The 20,776-nt window shown below is 38.4% G+C and carries 20 protein-coding genes; 16 read left to right on the top strand and 4 right to left on the bottom strand.

Features of this window, described 5'->3' with window-relative positions:
* Positions 1 to 61 precede the first annotated feature (61 nt).
* The 7 genes from pyrD to rmf all read left to right on the top strand — a co-directional run bounded on the left by pyrD (position 62) and on the right by rmf (position 8,653).
* The gene (pyrD, locus tag PVK62_RS02475; protein ID WP_274443125.1) at positions 62 to 1,072 is read left to right on the top strand and encodes a quinone-dependent dihydroorotate dehydrogenase; all 1,011 of its coding nucleotides are present in this window, start codon (positions 62 to 64) and stop codon (positions 1,070 to 1,072) included.
* Between the two features lie 216 nt (positions 1,073 to 1,288).
* Positions 1,289 to 1,828: a cell division protein ZapC gene (locus tag PVK62_RS02470; RefSeq protein WP_274443126.1), complete on the top strand. Its 540-nt coding sequence runs from the start codon at positions 1,289 to 1,291 to the stop codon at positions 1,826 to 1,828.
* A 498-nt stretch (positions 1,829 to 2,326) separates the two neighbouring features.
* Positions 2,327 to 4,444, top strand: coding sequence for a bifunctional 23S rRNA (guanine(2069)-N(7))-methyltransferase RlmK/23S rRNA (guanine(2445)-N(2))-methyltransferase RlmL (gene rlmKL, locus PVK62_RS02465; protein ID WP_274443127.1), 2,118 nt, complete (start codon positions 2,327 to 2,329; stop codon positions 4,442 to 4,444).
* A 6-nt stretch (positions 4,445 to 4,450) separates the two neighbouring features.
* Positions 4,451 to 4,693 (top strand): glutaredoxin family protein, encoded by a 243-nt coding sequence (locus PVK62_RS02460; protein WP_065591114.1) that lies wholly within the window; start codon positions 4,451 to 4,453, stop codon positions 4,691 to 4,693.
* Complete coding sequence (locus PVK62_RS02455) at positions 4,674 to 6,587, top strand: ABC transporter ATP-binding protein (protein WP_274443128.1); 1,914 nt, start codon at positions 4,674 to 4,676, stop codon at positions 6,585 to 6,587. Before PVK62_RS02460 ends, PVK62_RS02455 begins: the two co-directional genes overlap by 20 nt.
* 8 nt (positions 6,588 to 6,595) lie before the next feature.
* Positions 6,596 to 8,278 carry a DUF3466 family protein gene (locus PVK62_RS02450; RefSeq protein ID WP_274443129.1) on the top strand — a complete coding sequence of 561 codons (1,683 nt, stop codon included), beginning with the start codon at positions 6,596 to 6,598 and terminating at the stop codon, positions 8,276 to 8,278.
* A gap of 201 nt (positions 8,279 to 8,479) precedes the next feature.
* Entirely contained in the window at positions 8,480 to 8,653 is a 174-nt protein-coding gene (rmf, locus tag PVK62_RS02445; RefSeq protein ID WP_045102089.1) for a ribosome modulation factor, read from the top strand.
* 202 nt (positions 8,654 to 8,855) lie between these two features.
* On the opposite strand, the gene fabA is transcribed toward rmf, so the two are convergent.
* Positions 8,856 to 9,374, bottom strand: coding sequence for a bifunctional 3-hydroxydecanoyl-ACP dehydratase/trans-2-decenoyl-ACP isomerase (gene fabA / locus PVK62_RS02440; RefSeq protein ID WP_274443130.1), 519 nt, complete (start codon positions 9,372 to 9,374; stop codon positions 8,856 to 8,858).
* Positions 9,375 to 9,439: 65 nt separating this feature from the next.
* On the bottom strand, positions 9,440 to 11,107 hold the full coding sequence (locus PVK62_RS02435) for an AAA family ATPase (RefSeq protein WP_274443131.1): 1,668 nt from the start codon (positions 11,105 to 11,107) through the stop codon (positions 9,440 to 9,442).
* A 180-nt stretch (positions 11,108 to 11,287) separates the two neighbouring features.
* Here PVK62_RS02435 and matP point away from each other — a divergent pair, with 180 nt between their 5' ends.
* Positions 11,288 to 11,734, top strand: coding sequence for a macrodomain Ter protein MatP (matP, locus tag PVK62_RS02430; RefSeq protein WP_274443132.1), 447 nt, complete (start codon positions 11,288 to 11,290; stop codon positions 11,732 to 11,734).
* 56 nt (positions 11,735 to 11,790) lie between these two features.
* Here matP and PVK62_RS02425 read toward each other — a convergent pair whose 3' ends face one another.
* Positions 11,791 to 12,348 (bottom strand): DUF1439 domain-containing protein, encoded by a 558-nt coding sequence (locus PVK62_RS02425; protein WP_274443133.1) that lies wholly within the window; start codon positions 12,346 to 12,348, stop codon positions 11,791 to 11,793.
* Positions 12,349 to 13,006: 658 nt separating this feature from the next.
* On the bottom strand, positions 13,007 to 13,453 hold the full coding sequence (locus PVK62_RS02420) for a hypothetical protein (protein ID WP_274443134.1): 447 nt from the start codon (positions 13,451 to 13,453) through the stop codon (positions 13,007 to 13,009).
* 267 nt (positions 13,454 to 13,720) lie between these two features.
* On the opposite strand from PVK62_RS02420, the gene ccoN reads away from it, so the two are divergent.
* The 8 genes from ccoN to PVK62_RS02380 all read left to right on the top strand — a co-directional run bounded on the left by ccoN (position 13,721) and on the right by PVK62_RS02380 (position 20,741).
* Positions 13,721 to 15,151, top strand: coding sequence for a cytochrome-c oxidase, cbb3-type subunit I (gene ccoN, locus PVK62_RS02415; RefSeq protein ID WP_274443135.1), 1,431 nt, complete (start codon positions 13,721 to 13,723; stop codon positions 15,149 to 15,151).
* Positions 15,152 to 15,163: 12 nt separating this feature from the next.
* Positions 15,164 to 15,775, top strand: a complete 612-nt coding sequence (ccoO, locus tag PVK62_RS02410; RefSeq protein ID WP_122034790.1) for a cytochrome-c oxidase, cbb3-type subunit II — start codon at positions 15,164 to 15,166, stop codon at positions 15,773 to 15,775.
* A gap of 10 nt (positions 15,776 to 15,785) precedes the next feature.
* Positions 15,786 to 15,968, top strand: coding sequence for a cbb3-type cytochrome oxidase subunit 3 (locus PVK62_RS02405; protein ID WP_122034787.1), 183 nt, complete (start codon positions 15,786 to 15,788; stop codon positions 15,966 to 15,968).
* Positions 15,965 to 16,936, top strand: coding sequence for a cytochrome-c oxidase, cbb3-type subunit III (gene ccoP, locus PVK62_RS02400; RefSeq protein WP_274443138.1), 972 nt, complete (start codon positions 15,965 to 15,967; stop codon positions 16,934 to 16,936). The genes PVK62_RS02405 and ccoP overlap by 4 nt, the downstream gene beginning before the upstream one ends.
* Before the next feature lie 101 nt (positions 16,937 to 17,037).
* Positions 17,038 to 17,517, top strand: coding sequence for a FixH family protein (locus tag PVK62_RS02395; RefSeq protein ID WP_122034783.1), 480 nt, complete (start codon positions 17,038 to 17,040; stop codon positions 17,515 to 17,517).
* A gap of 18 nt (positions 17,518 to 17,535) precedes the next feature.
* A complete protein-coding gene (locus tag PVK62_RS02390) occupies positions 17,536 to 19,914 on the top strand; it encodes a heavy metal translocating P-type ATPase (protein ID WP_274443140.1) in 2,379 nt (792 codons plus the stop codon).
* Positions 19,907 to 20,077: a cbb3-type cytochrome oxidase assembly protein CcoS gene (ccoS, locus tag PVK62_RS02385; RefSeq protein WP_274443141.1), complete on the top strand. Its 171-nt coding sequence runs from the start codon at positions 19,907 to 19,909 to the stop codon at positions 20,075 to 20,077. Before PVK62_RS02390 ends, ccoS begins: the two co-directional genes overlap by 8 nt.
* The gene (locus tag PVK62_RS02380; protein ID WP_274443143.1) at positions 20,067 to 20,741 is read left to right on the top strand and encodes a sulfite exporter TauE/SafE family protein; all 675 of its coding nucleotides are present in this window, start codon (positions 20,067 to 20,069) and stop codon (positions 20,739 to 20,741) included. The genes ccoS and PVK62_RS02380 overlap by 11 nt, the downstream gene beginning before the upstream one ends.
* Positions 20,742 to 20,776 lie beyond the last annotated feature (35 nt).

The raw sequence follows: 20,776 nt of genomic DNA, 5'->3' as shown, positions 1-20,776 counted from the left end.
TTGTGAATAGAATCAGTGAATAATCACTCTCCGTTTATACGGGACTTATTTTGGAGTTACAATGTTATATCGCATCGCCAGAGCTGGCATTTTCAAACTTGATGCTGAAAAAGCACATGACCTAGCAATTCAAAATTTCAAACGCTTTACCGGCACTCCTCTCGATCTCTTCTATCGTCAAAAATTGGCTTCTAAACCTGTAGATGTCATGGGCATTACCTTTAAGAACCCACTTGGCCTTGCGGCTGGTCTTGATAAAAACGGCGAATGTATTGAAGCATTTGGTGCAATGGGTTTTGGTTTTATTGAAGTGGGAACGGTAACTCCTCGTCCTCAAGCAGGTAATGATAAGCCTCGTCTATTCCGTCTTATTGAAGCGGAAGGAATTATCAACCGTATGGGTTTCAATAACCTTGGTGTTGATAATCTTGTTGAGAACGTAAAGAAAGCAAAGTTTGATGGTGTTATTGGTATTAACATTGGTAAAAACAAAGACACGCCAATTGAAAAGGGTACTGAAGATTACCTAATTTGTATGGAGAAGGTATATCAATACGCAGGTTACATTGCGATTAATATCTCATCACCAAACACTCCAGGACTTCGCACGCTTCAATATGGCGAAGCATTGGATGATCTTCTTTCTCAATTAAAAGATAAACAAACAGAGTTAGCAGAGAAGTTCGGTAAGTATGTTCCGATTGCACTAAAAATTGCACCAGATCTGGATGATAACGAATTATCTCAAATTGCAGCTTCGTTAATTAAGTTTAAGATTGATGGTGTGATTGCAACCAATACAACATTAGATCGTTCTATGGTTGAAGGCATGAAGCACGCAGAAGAAATGGGGGGCTTAAGTGGTCGTCCTGTTCAAACTCGCAGTACTGAAGTTGTTCGTCGTCTTAAAGAGCTGCTTGGTGATAACTTACCTATCATTGGGGTAGGAGGCGTTGACTCTTATGTTGCGGCAAAAGAGAAGATGATGGCTGGTGCCGATCTGGTTCAAGTGTACTCTGGCTTTATTTATAAAGGTCCTGCATTAGTTAAAGATATTGTGAATAATATCTAATTGTTATAAAAAGTAGTGAAAGTTGCTTACAGATTATTCGATTAGAAGGGGGAATGTGAATTTCCCCTTTTTTTATTCCTAAGCTCTTGTAAAATTAGAAGTTAATTGCATCAGTATATTTTTGCCTGAAAATAAGCACAAGTTTTCAGTATAATTTGCAGTAATTGATGATTGGCTTACGAAGGGACGCTTCCCATTTTCAAGAGAGAAACCATAATGCTTAAACCCAGTGATACATGGAATTGGTATTACGATAATAAAGCACAATCTCTAATGCTCGATTTGGGTATGGATATGGTCTTTCGTGTGAATTTACCTTGTAAGGTTCTTATCGATGGTGCTTTTGAGCAATGTAAATTCTCTGTCGATGATGCCTCTGCCTATCAAATGTTTGTAGAATACATTTCTTTTCTTCCACTATCAGAGCCTCGTAAAGTGGAACTTGCACTTAACTGTGTAGCAGCAAAGCGCTTTCATAAGCCTATGTTACCTAAAAGTTGGTTCTTTGAGCCACAAGGTGAAGGATATTTCCCTGAAGAAGGGGAAGTGGTCTCTCTTAAAAATGATTTAGGTGAAGGACGTTTCATTATTGTTGAGAACTACGAATGTGCCAGTATGTGTATGTTGGTAGATATGGACTCGTTTGCACTTAATCCAACCAAATACATGGCGTTTTGTGAGCCGATTAAAGTGATGCACGATCGCATGGCTAAGATGCAAGTGGTTAACTCTGCTTACTATGCATTAGTAGGGTAGTAAGCCTTCTTTTCTATTTTAACTTCTCTTTAGTACCACTCTTAATTCACGTAAACGCCTTATCTCACCTTTAAAGTGTTATTCAAACTTCCCCAAAAGAAGTCATTCTAGCTTTTATTTTGTATATTTAGTGTTAATTTTCCCGTATTACTGTCTCTTATAAATGAGATCTAGTCCCAAGATTCCGCATATTTATTTTTAATATCCCACTGATAGAATTATCTGCAATATAAATAAATTCCTCATTTACGCCGATGTGTAACTAAATAACCCATATGAAAATCAATTGGTATAGTCCAGTTTTTTGCGTGATCCAGTTGCTCTTATTTGTTTCTGTTTAGAAACGCAGTGAGAAAGGGTTCGTATGGTTAATTGTTAACTATATGTTTTTTAAGAAATTAGTTAGGTGGTGGACTTTGTGTTTATCTACAATCTAATTGTCCTCTTTCAACTAGATTCATGTATAATGCGAGGTAATTTAATAACCAAAAGAATCCCATGAAAAAATACTTAGCCATCACTTCTAAAGGCCTTGAAAACCTACTCGCTGACGAACTTATTGCACTTGGTGTTACAGACCCAAAATTGGTTTATGCAGGGGTAATGTTTGAAGCTCCAACCGAGGTTGTTTATCGTTGTTGCTTATGGAGCCGTATCGCGTCACGTTTTATTCAAGTTCTGTCTGAGTTTGATGTTCGTGATGATATGGATTTATATCTAGGTGCTTCTGCAATCAATTGGCCTAATTATTTCAGTGCTGATAAAACATTGGTGGTGGACTTTAACGGTACTAACCGTGAGATTCGAAACAGCCAATACGGCGCATTAAAAGTTAAAGATGCGATTGTTGACCGTTTTACAAAAGCTGACTTAGAGCGTCCAAATATTGATAAAGCTGAACCTGATTTGCGTGTACATATGCGTTTATCTGGTGAGAAAGGGATTCTTGGCTTTGACTTAATTGGTTCAGGTTTACATCAACGTGGCTACCGTACTGAAGCAGGTCGTGCTCCATTACGTGAAACATTAGCTGCAGCCTTAGTACTTCGTAGTACTTGGGATGAGAGCAAACCATTATTAGACCCAATGTGTGGTTCAGGTACGTTACTGATTGAAGCGGCACTAATGGCTTGTGAAATGGCACCTGGTGTTAAGCGTGAGAAATGGTGTTTTGAAGCACTGAATGATTTTGATGAAGAGCTATGGACTGAAATTCGCTCAGAAGCTCGTGTTAAGAGTCGTCGTGGCGTTAAGAAAGTAGATACCCATTTCTATGGTTTTGATCGTGATTACCGTGTTATTCAAACGGCTCGTGAAAATGCCCGTCGTGCTGGCGTTGAAGATTTAATTACGTTTGATGTTGGTGATGCAACTAAGATTGAGCGTCCAGAAGCATTTGAAAATGGCGTAGTGATTTGTAACCCACCATATGGTGAGCGTTTAAGTACTGAGCCTGCATTGATTGCGTTGTACAGTGAGTTTGGCCGCCAACTTAAAGAACAGTTTGGTGGTTGTACTGCATCAATCTATTCAAGTAACGATGATTTATTAGCATGTATACGTATGCGTGCTGATAAGCAATTTAAACTGAACAATGGTGCATTACCGTGTGTTCAGAAAAACTACTCAATTACAGAATCAGCTGAACGTAAAGAAGCGGTTAACGTTGAAGTTGCTCCTGAATTCATGAACCGTCTTAAAAAGAACCTAGGTAAGATTGGTAAGTGGGCTCGTAAAGAGAAACTAGATTGTTACCGTATCTACGATGCTGATTTACCAGATTACAATGCAGCGATTGATGTTTACAAAGATTACATCATCATTCAAGAATACGCCGCACCAAAAACAATTTCTGAAGATAAAACACGTCGTCGTTTAACCGATATGATCCGTGCAACGGTTCTTGTTACTGGCGTAGAAACAAATAACGTAATTTTGAAAGTTCGTCAAAAGCAATCAGGCAAAAATCAATATCAAAAACTGGCTGAGAAATCTCGCTACTTTGATGTTGAAGAGTACGGCGTAAAACTGATCGTTAACCTACAAGATTACCTAGATACGGGGTTATTCTTAGATCATAAGTTAACTCGTAAAATGATTGGTGAAATGGCAGCAGGCAAAGATTTCTTAAACCTATTTGCTTACACCGGTTCTGCAACCGTTCATGCGGCTTGTGGTGGTGCAAAATCTACCATGACCATTGATATGTCTCGTACCTACCTAGAGTGGGCACAGAAGAACATGAATACCAATGATCAAACCGGTACTCAGCATCAGTTCTTACAAGCAGACTGTCTACAATGGCTACAACAAGCGGAAGGTGAGTTTGATTTAATCTTTATCGATCCACCAACGTTCTCTAACTCTAAGCGCATGGAACAAACGTTTGATGTTCAACGTGATCACATCATGTTACTTGAGAACCTAAAACGTATGCTACGTGAGAACGGAACAATCGTATTCTCGAACAATAAACGTAACTTCAAAATGGATGACGAAGCGCTAGAGAAAGCAGGGCTTAAAGCGAAGAATATTTCTAAGCAAACATTGCCGCTTGATTTTGCTCGTAATAAACACATTCATAACTGTTGGATTATTACTCACAAGGAAGACTAGAGACGAATGATTACTCTCTATAGCACGGAAGGCTGCCATCTTTGCGAGCAAGCGTTTGACTTGCTTGTGGAGGTGGGTGTAGATATCGAAAAAGTAGACACGGTAGACATAGCGTTCAACGATGAGCTTTTCTCTCGTTACGGTGTCACAATACCTGTGGTGGCCAATGGCTTATCTGAGCTCAATTGGCCATTCAATATATCGCAATTAAAGAATTGGTTAGAAGACAATGGCATTACTTACAATTAATAACGGTCAATTAGCGTTTGGTGATCATCCGCTATTAGACAAATCTGATTTCGCTTTACAAGAAAATGAGCGAGTGTGTTTAGTTGGCCGTAACGGTGCAGGTAAATCAACGCTAATGAAAGTGATTGCTGGTGACATCATTATGGATGACGGCAAACTTCAAATTAATCAAGATGTGGTGGTTTCTCGTCTAGAGCAAGATCCACCGCGTAATGAGAGCGGCACTGTATTTGATTACGTATCAGAAGGTCTAGCAGAGGCGGGTAAATACTTAAAAGAGTATCACCGTCTTCTTGATTTACTAGAAACTGATCCAAGTGAATCAAACATTAATAAGCTATCTCGTGCTCAAGAAAAAATTGATCACCTTAATGCATGGCATTTTGATATGCGTATTCAATCGGTTCTTGAATCATTGAAATTAGATGGTCATACGCTATTAACGGATTTATCTGGTGGCTGGCAACGTAAAGCGGCGTTAGCTCGTGCTTTGGTTTCTGATCCTGATGTATTACTTCTTGATGAACCAACCAACCACTTAGACGTAACGACGATTGAATGGCTTGAAACTTTCTTAAAAGATTTTAAAGGTTCAATTATCTTTATCTCGCATGACCGTGCATTCATTCAATCAATGGCGACACGTATTGTAGATTTAGACCGTGGTAACTTATCTTCTTACCCTGGCAACTATGAAGAATACTTACTAGCGAAAGAAGAAGCACTGCGTGTAGAAGCCGATCAAAACGCACAGTTTGATAAAGTTCTTGCTCAAGAAGAAGCGTGGATCCGTGAAGGCATTAAAGCACGTCGTACTCGTAATGAAGGTCGTGTTCGTGCATTAAAACAATTACGTCGTGAGCGTTCAGAGCGTCGTGAAGTAATGGGTAAAGCCAATATCCAAGTGGATGAGTCAAATCGTTCAGGTAAAATTGTCTTTGAAGCTGAAAACCTTCATTACTCAATTGATGGCAAAAACATTGTTAAGAACTTCAGCTTCAATGTTATGCGTGGCGACCGAATTGCACTAATTGGTGCGAATGGTTGTGGTAAGAGTACGTTACTTAAACTGATGCTTGACCAACTGCAACCTGATTCAGGTAAATTGCATTGTGGTACGAAATTAGAAGTGGCTTACTTTGACCAATATCGTGAAGCATTAGATCCTGAAAAAACGGTTATTGATAATCTAGCAGATGGTAAACAAGAAGTAACAGTGGGTGGCCGTGAGCGTCATGCATTAAGCTACTTACAAGATTTCTTATTCTCGCCAAAACGTGCTCGTCAACCTGTTAAAGCATTGTCTGGTGGTGAGAAAAACCGTCTATTACTTGCGCGTTTGTTCCTTCGTCCAAACAATTTATTGATTCTTGATGAACCAACCAATGATTTAGATATCGAAACATTGGAACTTTTAGAAGAATTACTTGCCAACTATCAGGGTACATTATTATTAGTAAGTCACGATCGCCAGTTCGTTGATAACACAGTAATGACCAGTTGGATCTTCGAAGGTGAGGGCCAGATCGAAGAATTCGTAGGTGGCTATCACGATGCACAGCGTCAACGTGCTAATGTACAGGCGACTCGTGATGCGATGGCTCCAAAAGTAAAAGAAAAAGCGGAACCAGTTGCTGCTAAAACTCAAACAGTAGAGCAGGCTGCTAAGCCAAAGAAATTATCATATAAGTTACAGCGTGAGCTTGAACAGTTACCTGAAACGTTAGAAAAATTAGAAAACGAAATTACTGAACTTCAAGAGAAAGTGAACAGCGCGTCTTTCTTCCAACAAGATCCTAAAAAGACAGATGAAGTCTTAGGACGCCTAGCTCAAGCCGAGCAAGAGTTGGAAGTGGCATTCGAGCGTTGGGAAGAACTTGAAGCTCTACAATAGGAAGTTAAATGAGTAGTAAATTACAATTAACCACATTAGCTGTTTTGGTGTCCGCTGCGCTTCCTGCGCAAGCGGCGCTTTATAAAGTGGTGGAAGTAAATGCAGATCCAGATCCACGTGGAAGTATAGAATATTATGGAACTGCGGTTGAACCAGTCATAGTTGATGAGGCCACTGAACCTTTAGGGTGTTTTGGATCACCAAGTGTGACAGGAAAAGCATGTGATAGTTTTGTTGTAGCAAACGAAACTCGTAATTGGGCTGAAGGCGTGTCTTATCGCGAAGAAGTTGCATTCGCGATCGATAATTCTTTTGATTATATTGAAGACGGATATAATGGTTTTGAAGACTATTGCTTTTTTCAATTAGGTTACTCTACCTGTGAAGCCTGGGCTTCAAATCAATGGGAAGGCTGGTATAACGAATTAAATGGAGGCAATACGCCACCAAATAATTCAGCAGCATTTATTGACAAAGTTGCTTTTAGAAAAACAGATACTAACGTAGTAATTAATAGTCTAGTATCTGGAGCTGAAGCTATTGGAAATTACCATTCATCAACTACCCGAAATCAAGCATTTAATTCAGCTGATTTAGCTAATGGAACTGGTAAACAATCTAGAGCATGGGCAAAAGAGGATACATATACAGTAGGTAGTATATCTTCAGGAACTGGACATATAAATAATTTCTCTAAAGCAGCTATATGGGATGGGAGCAATACACCAATAGAATTAAATTGGAAAAACACCTCAGATAACGGCAGCGGAAATGATATTTATGCTCAAGGTAGTGCTCGTGATTTAATTATCGATGCTAATGATTCAGATCGCATGTATATTGTTGGATATAATAGTACTGCCGATGGCGATTCACGCTTAATGCAAGCAACTATTTTTAAGCAAAAAACACCAGGTACTGATATTAGTAAGAGTAATTGGGACTCTAATACTGTTGCAAATGCTCAAGCTGAAATAGGTGGTGATTTTATTCACTCTAATTCTGTTGTAACAAATATAAATAAAAATTTAGTTGCTGTTGGTCAAGCAAAGCGCTCGGGTAGTTATCCTCAAAATGGTGCGGTCGCTAATCGTTTATTTGTTATTTCAGACACTTCAAGCCCAACACCTAGAGCTTCTTTTCTTTCTAGTGAAATCTTTTTTGCTGGTGCAGGCGGAGAGATGGGCGGGATCAATAATTTCAATGAAATTGTTGGCCGTGTAGATGTAGAAAATAACCGTGAATACGATGGTAAGCAACGTCGTCAACGTGCGTTTATTTACCCATACGGAACTGTTGATCAAGGGTCTGTTCAAGAGCGTAAAGATATTTTCAACAAAAGAGCTTGGATAATTGATGATTTGACCAATGGTGGAACAGAAAGTTCCCATAACAATCAATATAGAATCTACGATGCAAGTGATATTAATGACGCTGGTGTTATCTCAGCAACTGCACTTAAATGTGCTGGTGGTTATGACTCTGTAGCGAGTGACTCTTATTGTGGTAACGGAAGTACAACTGAAACTGTAGTTGCAGTTAAGCTAGTTCCAATTGCAGGAGCTACAGCTTCTGATATTGATGATCGTCCATCTGAGAACAGTATCATCGAACGTCAAGGTGGTTCACTTGGTTTTGGTGCTCTGACACTGCTTGGTTTATTTGGTTTCATGCGAAAGCGAATTAAATAAAAGCAATTTATAAGACTAAGCCCGAAGTCACAAATTGAGACTTCGGGCTTTTTTTAGACTTGAAAAAAGATTCAACTTGTCCGATTCTTAATATTGTCATCATGAAATGTTCGTGATGAACCCTAACGGAATAAAAGGGTATCAGTAGTAAAGTAGTATATTTATTGAAGCATTATGCCTTCCATCTATGAGGACTGAACTATGAAGAGACAAAAGCGTGACCGTTTAGAGCGAGCACAATCACAAGGTTACAAGGCTGGTTTAAATGGCCGTTCATCAGAGAACTGCCCATATCAAGCAATGGATGCTCGTTCATGTTGGCTAGGAGGTTGGCGGGACGCAAGAGATGACAAACATTCCGGTTTGTTCAAATAATTAAATAGAATTTCAAATTAAAGCCTCTTTATGGGGCTTTAATTTTATCTAGAGTAAGACCAATGCCATTAAGTATCTGATCATTATTATTGGTTAACGAACGAGGGTCATCTAATTACGGCCTAGAGCACTATAACTATAGTGGTTTGGGTAAAAATAAAGCCAGCATAAGGCTAGCTTTATCAATCAATACATTCTTAAATTAGAAGTTTGATGTGTCTTGAAAAAGACCCACTTTAAGATCTTTCGCAACGTAGATTTCTTTACCATCAACTAGAACACGACCATCCGCTAGGCCCATTACTAATTTACGGTTGATAACACGTTTAAAATCAATTTCATACGTTACTTTTTTAGCGGTAGGTAGAACTTGACCTGTAAATTTAACTTCACCCACACCTAAAGCACGACCTTTACCTTCGCCACCAATCCAACCAAGGAAGAAACCAACTAGTTGCCACATTGCATCAAGACCAAGACAACCTGGCATTACTGGATCACCTGGGAAGTGACAATCGAAGAACCAAAGGTCTGGAGTAATATCTAGCTCAGCGATAACTTTACCTTTACCAAATAGACCTTCTGTTTCAGACATAAGAGGGATGCGATCCATCATTAACATGTTTGGTGCAGGTAGTTGTGGTCCGTTTGCGCCAAATAATTCGCCACGGCTTGATGCTAGTAAATCTTCACGATTGTATGAACTAGGTTTGTTTTGCATTAAAGTATTACTCCTAAATAAGTTGCTGAGATTCTAGCTAACACTTGTGCGCTTATCAAGTCTGATCAGCGCTGGTTAAACCAGTTCTTAATACGACAGAATAAAGCGGAACACTGGTTCGGATTATGTTCAACATCTTCTATATGTTGAGCAATTAAAGAGAAAATCGATTCGTGCTCTTCAGATTGCAATGGTAATCCTGTTAATAATTCTACAGCTTCTTCAACATGACTAACAAGATGAATAGTAAACTGTTTTTCATTAACTGCTTGAATTACCTCATCGGAAAGTACAAGATTAATTCCGTTTGTTTTTGGGATAATAACACCTTGCTCACCAGTTAACCCGCGTTTTTCACACAGCTGGAAGAAGGCTTCAATTTTTTCGTTTACGCCGCCAATTGGTTGAATCATACCGAACTGATCGACAGAACCAGTAATTGCCAAACTTTGATTAATTGGTTTTATCGCAAGGGCACTTAAAAATGCACACAGCTCAGCTAAACTTGCACTGTCACCATCAACTTCACAGTAAGATTGTTCAAATACCATCGAGGCCGTAAAAGGAAGTGGTTCATGAGTTTTTAACTGGCTAAGTATATAAGCTTGCATTATCAACATGCCTTTAGCATGAAGATCGCCACCTAATTCTACTTTGCGTTCTACATCTGATAATTCACCATCACCCGCATGTACGACACAGGTAATTCGAGAAGGTTCACCGTAAGAAATAGGGTGTCCGGGTACAGAGACAACAGTTAACCCATTGATTTGACCAATTTGTTCACCTTGAGTTTCAATGAATATATTTTGCTCTAAAATATCATCTAGGGCTCTCGATGGTAAATAGGATTCAATATGATACTTGGTTTTAAATGATTGGTTAAAATCATCAGCAGTAATATATTCTTTTGACAGTGAAGCCAAAGAAGCATGAGCTAAAATAGAGTTTAACCATAATAAACACAAGTTAAGTCGAGTTTGATCTTCACATTCTCTTGCGCCTGCTTTGAGTAACGGTAATAAAGCAGAACCATTTTGTAGCGGTAAGTGTTTATTCTTAATAGATAGTGAGTTAATCAGTTTTATGTAGTCAGTTACCGTGTCACTTTCTAATGTGGTATCAAACTCATATTCTGCAAACATTGACATGCCAGCGAGCAAGTCGGGCTCTAATTGTTCGATTTCCCCAAGTAAAGCACGATCACTAACGATAACTAATTTAACATCAACCATTAAACGGTGCGTATGCGGCATTGGTGACTTTGAATCACTTGCTGAAATTGTTATCGGGTGACCTTGTAATAAACTTTTAAGTCTTGGCCAAAAGTGTGGATTTGCCAGTAGGAGACTTGGTGAAATAATTAGAAAACCACCATTGGCTTTTTGTAATAAGCCATGTTCAAGAATATCACTTTTATTATGATAAACACCGAAAAGCTCTGCTTCAGAGGCACTTTCAATAACCACAACAGGGACCATTTCGTCATTAGCTAAGCGATTTGATGTGTTTAAGCATAACCAGTTTGCGATATATTCACGATAAACGTGATTATCTAGCGCATTGATTTGCAGTATATTAATGCCATTTATATGAGAGAAAACCTCTAAAGCTTGAGTCAATTTTGGCTGCAGAGAATAGGGGGATTGTGCGTCGATTGAGTGAGATTGATCCAAGGCATCTTGAATATGATCGTACTGAGGTTCGATTAGAAATGGCGTGTCTAACTGCATGCTTACTTATTGATAAAAAATAAAACTGATTATACATGACATAACTACACACGTCTGATTTTTCAGTAGTTACATTACCAATTAGATCTTAATCTCATTATCCACGAAGAATGTTGATGATAATGCAAACTAGAGTTACACTGTCACTCAAATTTATTCTCTTTAATATGAGTGCGTTATATGAAATACCAACAACTTGAAAATCTAGAAGCCGGTTGGAAATGGATGTATTTATTTAATAAGCATCGTATGGGGGGATCAATTACGTGTTATATCGATTCTAGTGAACAACAACAACAGGTTAATGAGTTCTTAAAACTAGAGCATGAGCCGGTAAAATCACTCGAATGGATCCAAAAACATATGAATCCTGATTTAGAGAATAAGCTAAAGCAAGCAATTCGAGCGAAAAGAAAGCGTCACTTTAATGCAGAACAAGAACATACGCGTAAGAAATCAATCGACTTAGATTATCGTGTGTGGGAAAAGCTTTCTCTTAGAGCACAGGATTTAGACTCAACACTATCAGATACGATTGAGTATTTATTAAGTGAGGCCTCGAGAACAGAAAAGGCGAGTCAAACAGTGTCATCACTTAAAGCAGATCTACATGAGCTATTAAAGTAACAGCTCATGTAGTTATTAATCAAACGTAGCCTAGTGCACTATAACTAATTGATTTATTACTTACCAAACAAATCAATCACAAGCTTATTGTTCTTAATAGCCAAATTAGGTTCAGCTGACTTTATTAGAGATTCCTTTAGTTTCTCTGAATTTAACTTATAAGCCGGTTCATTAGATAACGCATAACCGATGATAGAAACGGCTGGTTTTAATAATGACGTCAGTTCTGGTGATAATTGTTTATTTTTATCCTCAAATTTCTCTAAGCGAAGAGACTTCAAATAAATCTCGCCAGTTTCTTTATCGTATTTAGGAATAGCACTAAATTCTAAAGTAAGTGATAGGGTTTGTTCTAATTTATCCATCATTTGAATATCAGCTGTCGTGTTTGCGAAAACACTGATCCTATCAGCATCAATACGTCCGATTTGAACATTAACATTTTCAACATTAACCTGAGCGTAGAGTAAGCCGGGGATCCCAACAGACTTTTCCACATGAATTTCATCGGACAGATAGTCAGTCATTTCTTTTTCTGTAATAGAATAACTAGCGCAGCCAGAAAGCAGTAAACTGGAAAGCAATGCAAGGAGAGTCAGTTTATTATTTTTCATTTAAAAACCTTAGGTAAATACTTGAACACAAAACAACGTTGAAGCTAATTGTGACAAGGTAACAATCATATAATTAAGTTAGTGTAACTGACTAAGATAATAAGATACAAATTCAAAAGACATAAATAACAGATAATTGACTAAAACTCATGGTTATCAGTAAATTATCATCTATTATTACTGTATATCACAGTGCGCATTATGTATATTATGTTAAATGAGATATGGTTATACTTGATATTAGTCTGTTTTATCTTCCCCATCACTACTCTAACTCTTCCAATAACAGGTAATTTAACCATAATCATATTTACCATAAAATAGCTAATAATCATTAAATAATACTTCGTATCTATCTAATGATTATTAGCTTAGAACATCTCTGTTCTTAATACGCTTTGCCATAATACTAGTTACACTGTAACTGTTAAAATAAAATATAATAAGCCAGTAATTTATCTAAGATTAAATTACTGGCTTATTATTGTTACGTAGTAAACTTCAATCAAGCAGTCTGTTCGCTAATATTACGATACTAAGTTTGATTAACGCTGCTGTGTAGAAAACTCGAGATAACCTTAACTTTTAGATACTAATACTACCTTTCTTCATGAGTTTCTAATTTTTAATAATTTACTTTTTAACGCTATGAAATTAATTACTTTATTGAGTTAAAACTAACATTTATTCTCTCATCTCCATTCGATATGTTGACCATCCATTTCATCTCATTGTGTTTACATTTTGGTAAAAAAACAGAGTACTTCTCTTCAGCATTATCGGCATTTAAATGCAGAAATTTCAGTTTTCCCATATTCATATTGATACCTTCAGCCTCTAAAGTCCACTCAGTATCAAGACTTGAAATTGAAAGGTTTATTTCAGTATTCTGCATAATTGGGCGCTCTTTTACATCAATAATGAGCTGATTACTATCGATATTAAAGCTACAAGCTTGTTCTGTAATATCACAAACCTCTGTAACTTCATCAATATCATTTGGATCTATATATGTGATTGTCCTCCATGTAAATGCACTGATCAGAACGATCAATAAGAAAATAAGTTGATATAAACGAGGGCCTGTTAACTTTTCTATAGCCATAGTTGAAAAACCTGTGTTATCTAGTTCAAAAAAAAAGGAAAAATGTTGCTTAAGCGTAAAATTACCATCTGCATCAACTATGATTCATTTTTCAAGTGCAGTATCATTGATGCCGAAAATGCCATTTTTGCATTAAAAAGGAATATTTCAAAATAAAAGGGTCACAAATCCAATTATTTGAAGTTGAATTTTGGGTGGCATTGCGAACAATTTGTTCGCACTATGGAAAGTAAAGTGTAGTTATAATAAAAGTGGAAGCATGCAATTATGAGCCAAGTACAGCAGCATGAACAAAACTACAACTATACCGTTGTTCGTCAGTTCTCTTTAGTTACCATACTATGGGGTATTGTTGGCATGGGTGTGGGTGTACTAATTGCCGCTCAATTAGTTTGGCCGCAACTTAATTTCGACACACCGTGGCTTACGTATAGCCGTTTGCGTCCTCTGCATACAAATGCAGTAATTTTCGCATTCGGTACAAGTGCCCTGTTTGCAACATCTTATTATGTTGTTCAGCGCACTTGTCAAACACGTTTGTTCGGTGGTCCATTAGTTGCGTTCACCTTCTGGGGTTGGCAAGCAATTATCTTAGCAGCAGCAATTACGTTGCCTCTAGGTATGACATCAGGTAAAGAATACGCAGAATTAGAGTGGCCGATTGATATCGCAATCACTTTAGTTTGGGTTGCGTATGCTATTGTTTTCTTTGGAACTTTGTTTAAGCGTAAGACATCACATATTTACGTTGCAAACTGGTTCTTTGGAGCCTTCATTCTAACCGTTGCCGTTCTTCATATTGTGAATAGCCTTGCTGTTCCAGTATCGATGACAAAATCGTATTCGATTTATTCTGGTGCTGTTGATGCAATGGTTCAATGGTGGTACGGCCATAATGCAGTAGGCTTCCTACTGACAGCGGGCTTCCTTGGCATGATGTATTACTTTGTACCAAAACAAGCGGAACGTCCTGTATATTCTTACCGTTTATCTATTGTTCACTTCTGGGCATTAGTCTCACTTTATATCTGGGCCGGTCCTCACCACTTACATTACACCGCGTTACCTGACTGGACTCAGTCACTAGGTATGGTGATGTCATTAGTTCTATTCGCACCATCTTGGGGCGGCATGATCAATGGTATAATGACGCTGTCTGGTGCTTGGCATAAACTTCGTTATGACCCTATTCTTCGATTCTTAATTGTCTCTCTGTCTTTCTATGGTATGTCTACCTTTGAAGGTCCAATGATGGCGATTAAATCTGTAAATGCCCTATCTCACTACACTGACTGGACTATCGGTCACGTGCATTCAGGTGCGTTAGGTTGGGTTGCAATGGTTTCAATTGGTTCTTTATATCACTTAATTCCTAAGCTATTTGGTCAAGAGCGTATGTACTCTGTATCACTAATCAATGTTCACTTCTGGTTAGCGACAATCGGAACAGTTCTTTACATCGTAGCAATGTGGATTTCAGGTGTTATGCAGGGTTTAATGTGGCGTGCAGTAAATTCGGATGGCACATTAACGTACAGCTTTGTGGAATCACTAGAAGCATCTTACCCATTCTACTTTGTTCGCTTTTTAGGCGGTCTAATCTTCTTATCAGGAATGTTCTTACTTGCGTACAACGCATACAAGACTATCTCTGCTCCGAAGAACAGCCTAAAAGCAATTCCACAGCCAGTGCTATAAGGAGACCATGTTATGAGTTCTAATCGTCATGAAATCATAGAAAAAAATGTGGGTCTTCTTGCCGTTTTAATCGTCGTTGCAATCAGTTTTGGGGCATTAGTTGAGATCACTCCTCTAATTTTCCAAAAACAAACGACTGAACCGGTAGAAAACTTACGAGTTTACACTCCACTAGAAATGGAAGGTCGTGATATTTACATCCGTGAAGGTTGTAATGTTTGTCATAGCCAAATGATCCGTCCATTCCGTGCAGAAACGGAACGTTACGGTCATTACTCTGTTGCTGGTGAAAGCGTTTGGGAACATCCATTCTTGTGGGGTTCTAAACGTACAGGTCCAGACCTAGCTCGTGTTGGTGATCGTTATTCTGATGAATGGCATCGTGTTCACCTCATCAACCCTCGTGATGTGGTTCCTGAATCAAACATGCCAGGCTTCCCTTGGTTGGAAGAAAACGTGTTAGATGGTGAATTAACATCGCAAAAAATTGCTATTTTCCGTAACAACTTTGGTGTTCCATACACCGAAGAAGACGTAAAAAATGCGGCTGATGCGGTTAAAGGCAAGACTGAGATGGATGCGATTATCGCTTATCTTCAATCTCTTGGTCATGCAATGAAGTAAGGAGGTCCACATGGACGCTGGAACTATTCATGCAATTTGGACTGTCATTCTGTTCTGCAGCATGATAGGTATTATTTTCTGGGCTTACAGTAAAAAACAGACAGCTCGTTTCGATGAAGCGGCTAACTTGGTTTTTGCTGATGAACAAGAAGATACTTCAAGCCAAAACAAGACAGGAGTTGATAAACAATGAGTACTTTTTGGAGTCTCTGGATAAGTATCATTAGTATTGGTACATTAATTGGTTGTGGCCTACTTCTTCGTTTCTGCTTGAAAAATACGACAGGAGTTGAAGAAGGTGAAGATATGGGTCATGAATACGATGGTATTCGTGAACTCAATAATCCACTGCCAAAATGGTGGACTTACATGTTCTGGGCTACCATCGTCTTTGCGGTTGTTTACTTAATTCTTTATCCTGGATTAGGTAACTTTAAAGGCATTTTAGGTTGGACAAGTTCAGACCAAACCGTTCGTACTGTAGAAGAATCACGAGCATCGATTGAGCGTTCTCATAAAGAGAAAACACTTGATCAATTTGCTCGTGAATTAGATGACGCAAATACGAATTTTGGCGAAACTTTTTCAAAGCTTGCATATAAGCCAGGAACCTCTGAGTTCCGAGCTATTACGGATATTGCAAATGACAAAGAAGCATTAAAAGTAGGACAACGTTTATTCCTACAAAACTGTTCTCAATGTCATAGCTCTGATGCAAGAGGCATGAAAGGCTTCCCTAACCTAACCGATAATGCATGGTTATATGGTGGTGAGCCTCAAGCAATCAAAACAACTATTATGAATGGTCGTATTGGGAACATGCCAGCTTGGGGAGATGCTTTAGGTGCTGATGGTGTTAAAGAAGTAGTAAGTTATACTCTTAGCCTATCTGGTCGTAAAGTAAACGTTAAAGAAGCCGCTGCAGGTAAACAACGATTTATCGTTTGTGCTGCTTGTCATGGTACAGATGGTAAAGGTAACCCTGCTCTGGGTGCACCAGATCTAACTGACAATGATTGGTTATTTGGCGATTCTCGTGCCGATGTTACTGAAACAGTCGCTAATGGCCGTCAAGGTGTGATGCCAGCTTGGAAAGACATATTAGGTGAAGAGAAGATTCAACTTCTTTCTGCCTATGTCTGGAGCTTAAGTAACAAATAATAAAAATAATAGCCCCTGCATGTACAGGGGCTTTTTTCCTTTTTATATTGAATCTCTAATATAAAATCATAATAACTAGATCTTTAATAGGAATCATTACTATGTCTCAACCTTGGTATAAGCAGTTCTGGCCTTGGTTTCTCATCATCCTTCCTGGTACCGTTGTCGTTGCATGTATATCAACTTACATTTTATTTGTAGAGCATGATGTCGATCTGGTCGCAGAAGACTATTACAAGAAAGGCAAAGCAATAAACGTCGATCTTTCAAAAATCAAAGTTGCTCAAGAACTTTCAATTTTTGCTAAGGTTCGTAGTGTAGGTAATACAATTGAAATTGAAATTGATAAAGGCAAGTTAGAGCATAACCCTGCAATTAACGCTACTTTCACCCATAGAACGTTACCAAACCACGATTTCTCGCAATTATTAACATCAGATGCGAAAAATATTTATCGTATTAACCTAGATGAACCATTAGCAGGCCCTTGGTTTATTGAATTATTACCTCATGATAGTTCATGGATGATTCAAGGCCGCACAAACTTTCCAACTGAAGATTTTTTCCCCTTAGGTAAATAGATAAGGTAAATAAACCATATGTCGAAGGATTGTTATCACTGCAGTGAGCCTGTACCTTCAGGCTCTAGTTTTCAAATCGATATTTTAGGTGAAACCCGTGATATGTGTTGCCCAGGCTGTGAATCAGTAGCGCAAACTATCGTTGAAAATGGCCTATCTTCTTATTATCAATATCGTACGGCCCCTGCCGATAAAGCAGATTTAGTCCCAGAACAACTAAAAGCCCTAGCTCATTATGATCATAATGAGATTCAAAAAGAGTTCATACGTACCAATAACAACTTCAAAGAAGTGACGCTGTCACTCGATGGCGTTTCTTGTGCTGCATGTGCTTGGTTAATCGAAAAGCAACTTACTAATGCACAAGGTATTCATCAAATAAAAGTGAACACCTCTACACATCGAGCATTGCTGAGTTGGAACCCAGAAGAAACTAAATTAAGTACCCTTCTTACTCTTATTCATCAATTGGGATACAAAGCTGCCCCATTTGAAGCAGACAAACAAGAAGAAGAATATCACCGCTCAATGAAGCAATACTTATATCGTTTAGGGGTTGCCGGTTTAGCAACGATGCAAGTCATGATGCTTGCCGTTGCTTTATATCTTGAAGTCTTTGGTGATCTTGATGCCGAGTTTAGAAATTACCTACGTTATGTAAGCTTAGTTTTTGCAACGCCGGTTATGCTCTACTCTGCACTGCCATTTTATATGAATGCGTGGCGCAGTTTAAAAGCAAGAACATTAGGAATGGACGTCCCTGTTTCTATCGCTATGTTATTTGCTTATTTCGCAAGTGTCGTAGCAACCGTTACTGAATCTGGTGAAGTTTTCTTTGAATCTGTTGCCATGTTTACCTTCTTTTTATTACTCGGTCGATTCCTTGAAATGCGCGCACGTCGAAAAGCCGCTGCAATAACAGGAAACCTCTTAAAGCTTATTCCAGTAATGGCAACATTAACATCAGGAAAGAAAGTCCCTGCTCGAACACTTGATGTAGATGATACGGTAATTGTTCCTCCTGGAGAGCACTTACCTGCGGATGGTATTGTTATTTCAGGGTACAGTGCGATTGATGAGTCTATGTTTACTGGTGAATCAATGCCGGTAGCAAAAAAAGAAACCGACCCCGTTTACGCTGGCACCATTAATGGCGATGGTAACTTAACCATAAAAGTAACCAAAACCAAAGCCGATTCTTTGATATCAAACATTGTAAAACTTCAAGATGAAGCGCAAATGTCTAAACCTAAAGTTGCAGAAATTGCAGATCTGGTCGCTCGTTATTTTGTGGCTGGTATTCTAATCATCTCTGCATTTACTTGGTTTTACTGGCACGAAACAAAACCAGACGATGCTTTTTGGATCATGCTTTCAGTTCTTGTTGCGACTTGTCCTTGTGCGTTATCACTAGCAACACCAACAGCAATCACCTGTTCAACTTCTCGTTTAGCACAGCTTGGTTTAATGCTTCGTCGTGGCCATGTTTTAGAAACACTGTGTAAAGTTAACCGTTTAGTTATTGATAAAACAGGAACATTAACCGAAGGAAACATTCGATTAACTCAAGTCCATTCTTTTACAGATATATCAGAGGAAACCGCAAAAAAAATCGCGGCTGAAATGGAATCCTTTGCTAATCACCCTATTGCGCGTGCTTTCTCACAATATAGAGACTCAACTGAAACTCACTTTGATAGCGTTGAAAATATCATTGGATCAGGCTTACAAGGGGTTATTGGTAACGATGAATGGAAGATTGGTCATAAAGCATTTGCTGCGAAAGATTGTGAATTAGAAAATAATCAAGATTACCAAGTGTGGTTGTCTAAAAATGGACAAGCGGTTGCTGCTTTTGTATTGGATGATCCAATTCGCCAAGAAAGCCAAGCCTTAATTCAATCACTGCACCATTTAGGTATTAAAGTGACTATGCTAACTGGTGACAGTAGTTCATCGGTAGAAAAAGTGGCTAATGCTTTAGCTATCGATGACGTTATTTCAGGTGCAACGCCACAAGGCAAATTGGATTATTTAAAATCATTACCAAAACAAGAAGTAAGTTTAATGGTTGGTGACGGCATTAATGATGCCCCGACCCTCGCTGGCGCACATCTATCAATAGCGATGGGCTCAGGAACTGATGTGGCAAAAGCTTCTGCAGATATGATCCTTCTGGGGGATAATCTTTCTCGACTTATTGAAGCGCGAGAACTTGCGATGAAAACACGAAAAATCATTCGTGAAAACTTAGCATGGGCTTTAGGCTATAATGCCATTATATTACCGTTAGCAGTAATGGGCTTAGTTGCTCCTTATATTGCGGTTGTAGGAATGTCTGGTAGCTCTATTATTGTTGTCTCTAATTCTCTTAGGTTATTAAAAGAAAATGGCTAGTTTATATTTATTAATCCCAATCGCTATTATGTTGGTATGCGTCGCTGTTGCAGTTTTTATTTGGGCAGTAAAGAGTGACCAGTTTGAAGATCTTGACCGTCAAGGAACAGACATCTTATTTGATGAAGATACACCAATAAAAAAGAAAAAAGATGAACATTGATTTTATCGGCGCGTTTGTTGTTGGATTAATGGGAGCTGGCCACTGCATTGGAATGTGCGGTGGTATTTCTGCTGTAATTTCAATAAATTCAGCTAAAACGGGCTACCCTCGTTGGTTGTTTATTCTTCTTTATAATATTGGAAGGATTGTATCGTATACTCTTTTTGGGTTTATCATTGGTGGGGTGTTTGTCTCTATTGCCTCAATATCAGAAAGTTATAGTGCATTAGTTTACTTGCGTATTCTTGCTGGGTTATTAATGTGTTTACTTGCTCTTTATATTGCTAATTGGTGGAAAGGTCTTGTTTATATAGAAGTCATTGGTAAGAAACTTTGGCAATATATATCGCCTCTTACTAAGCCGTTACTTCCTTTAAAGTCCCCATTTCATGCCATCCCTTTTGGTTTTTTATGGGGATGGTTACCTTGTGGATTAGTTTATTCAACCTTAAGTTGGGCAGCGGTTTCTGGTAGTTCTCTCAACGGATCTCTCGTCATGTTAGCATTTGGGCTTGGAACATTACCCGCTATGTTTCTTGTCGGAATTGGAGCTGATACTTTCAAAACAGCAATAAATCATAAGTTAACTAAAAACATAAGCGCTGCTTTATTGCTCATTTATGGCATTCATACCGTTTATATTGCGTTACAACAATTAATTTAATTATAAATTTTTGCATACTTTTGTTTTTATGCTAC

It is taken from the genome of Aliivibrio sp. S3MY1, assembly GCF_028765575.1.
GTDB lineage: Bacteria > Pseudomonadota > Gammaproteobacteria > Enterobacterales > Vibrionaceae > Aliivibrio.
Note: the sequence above shows the minus strand (reverse complement) of the source record. Positions and strands in the feature narration are given on the sequence as shown.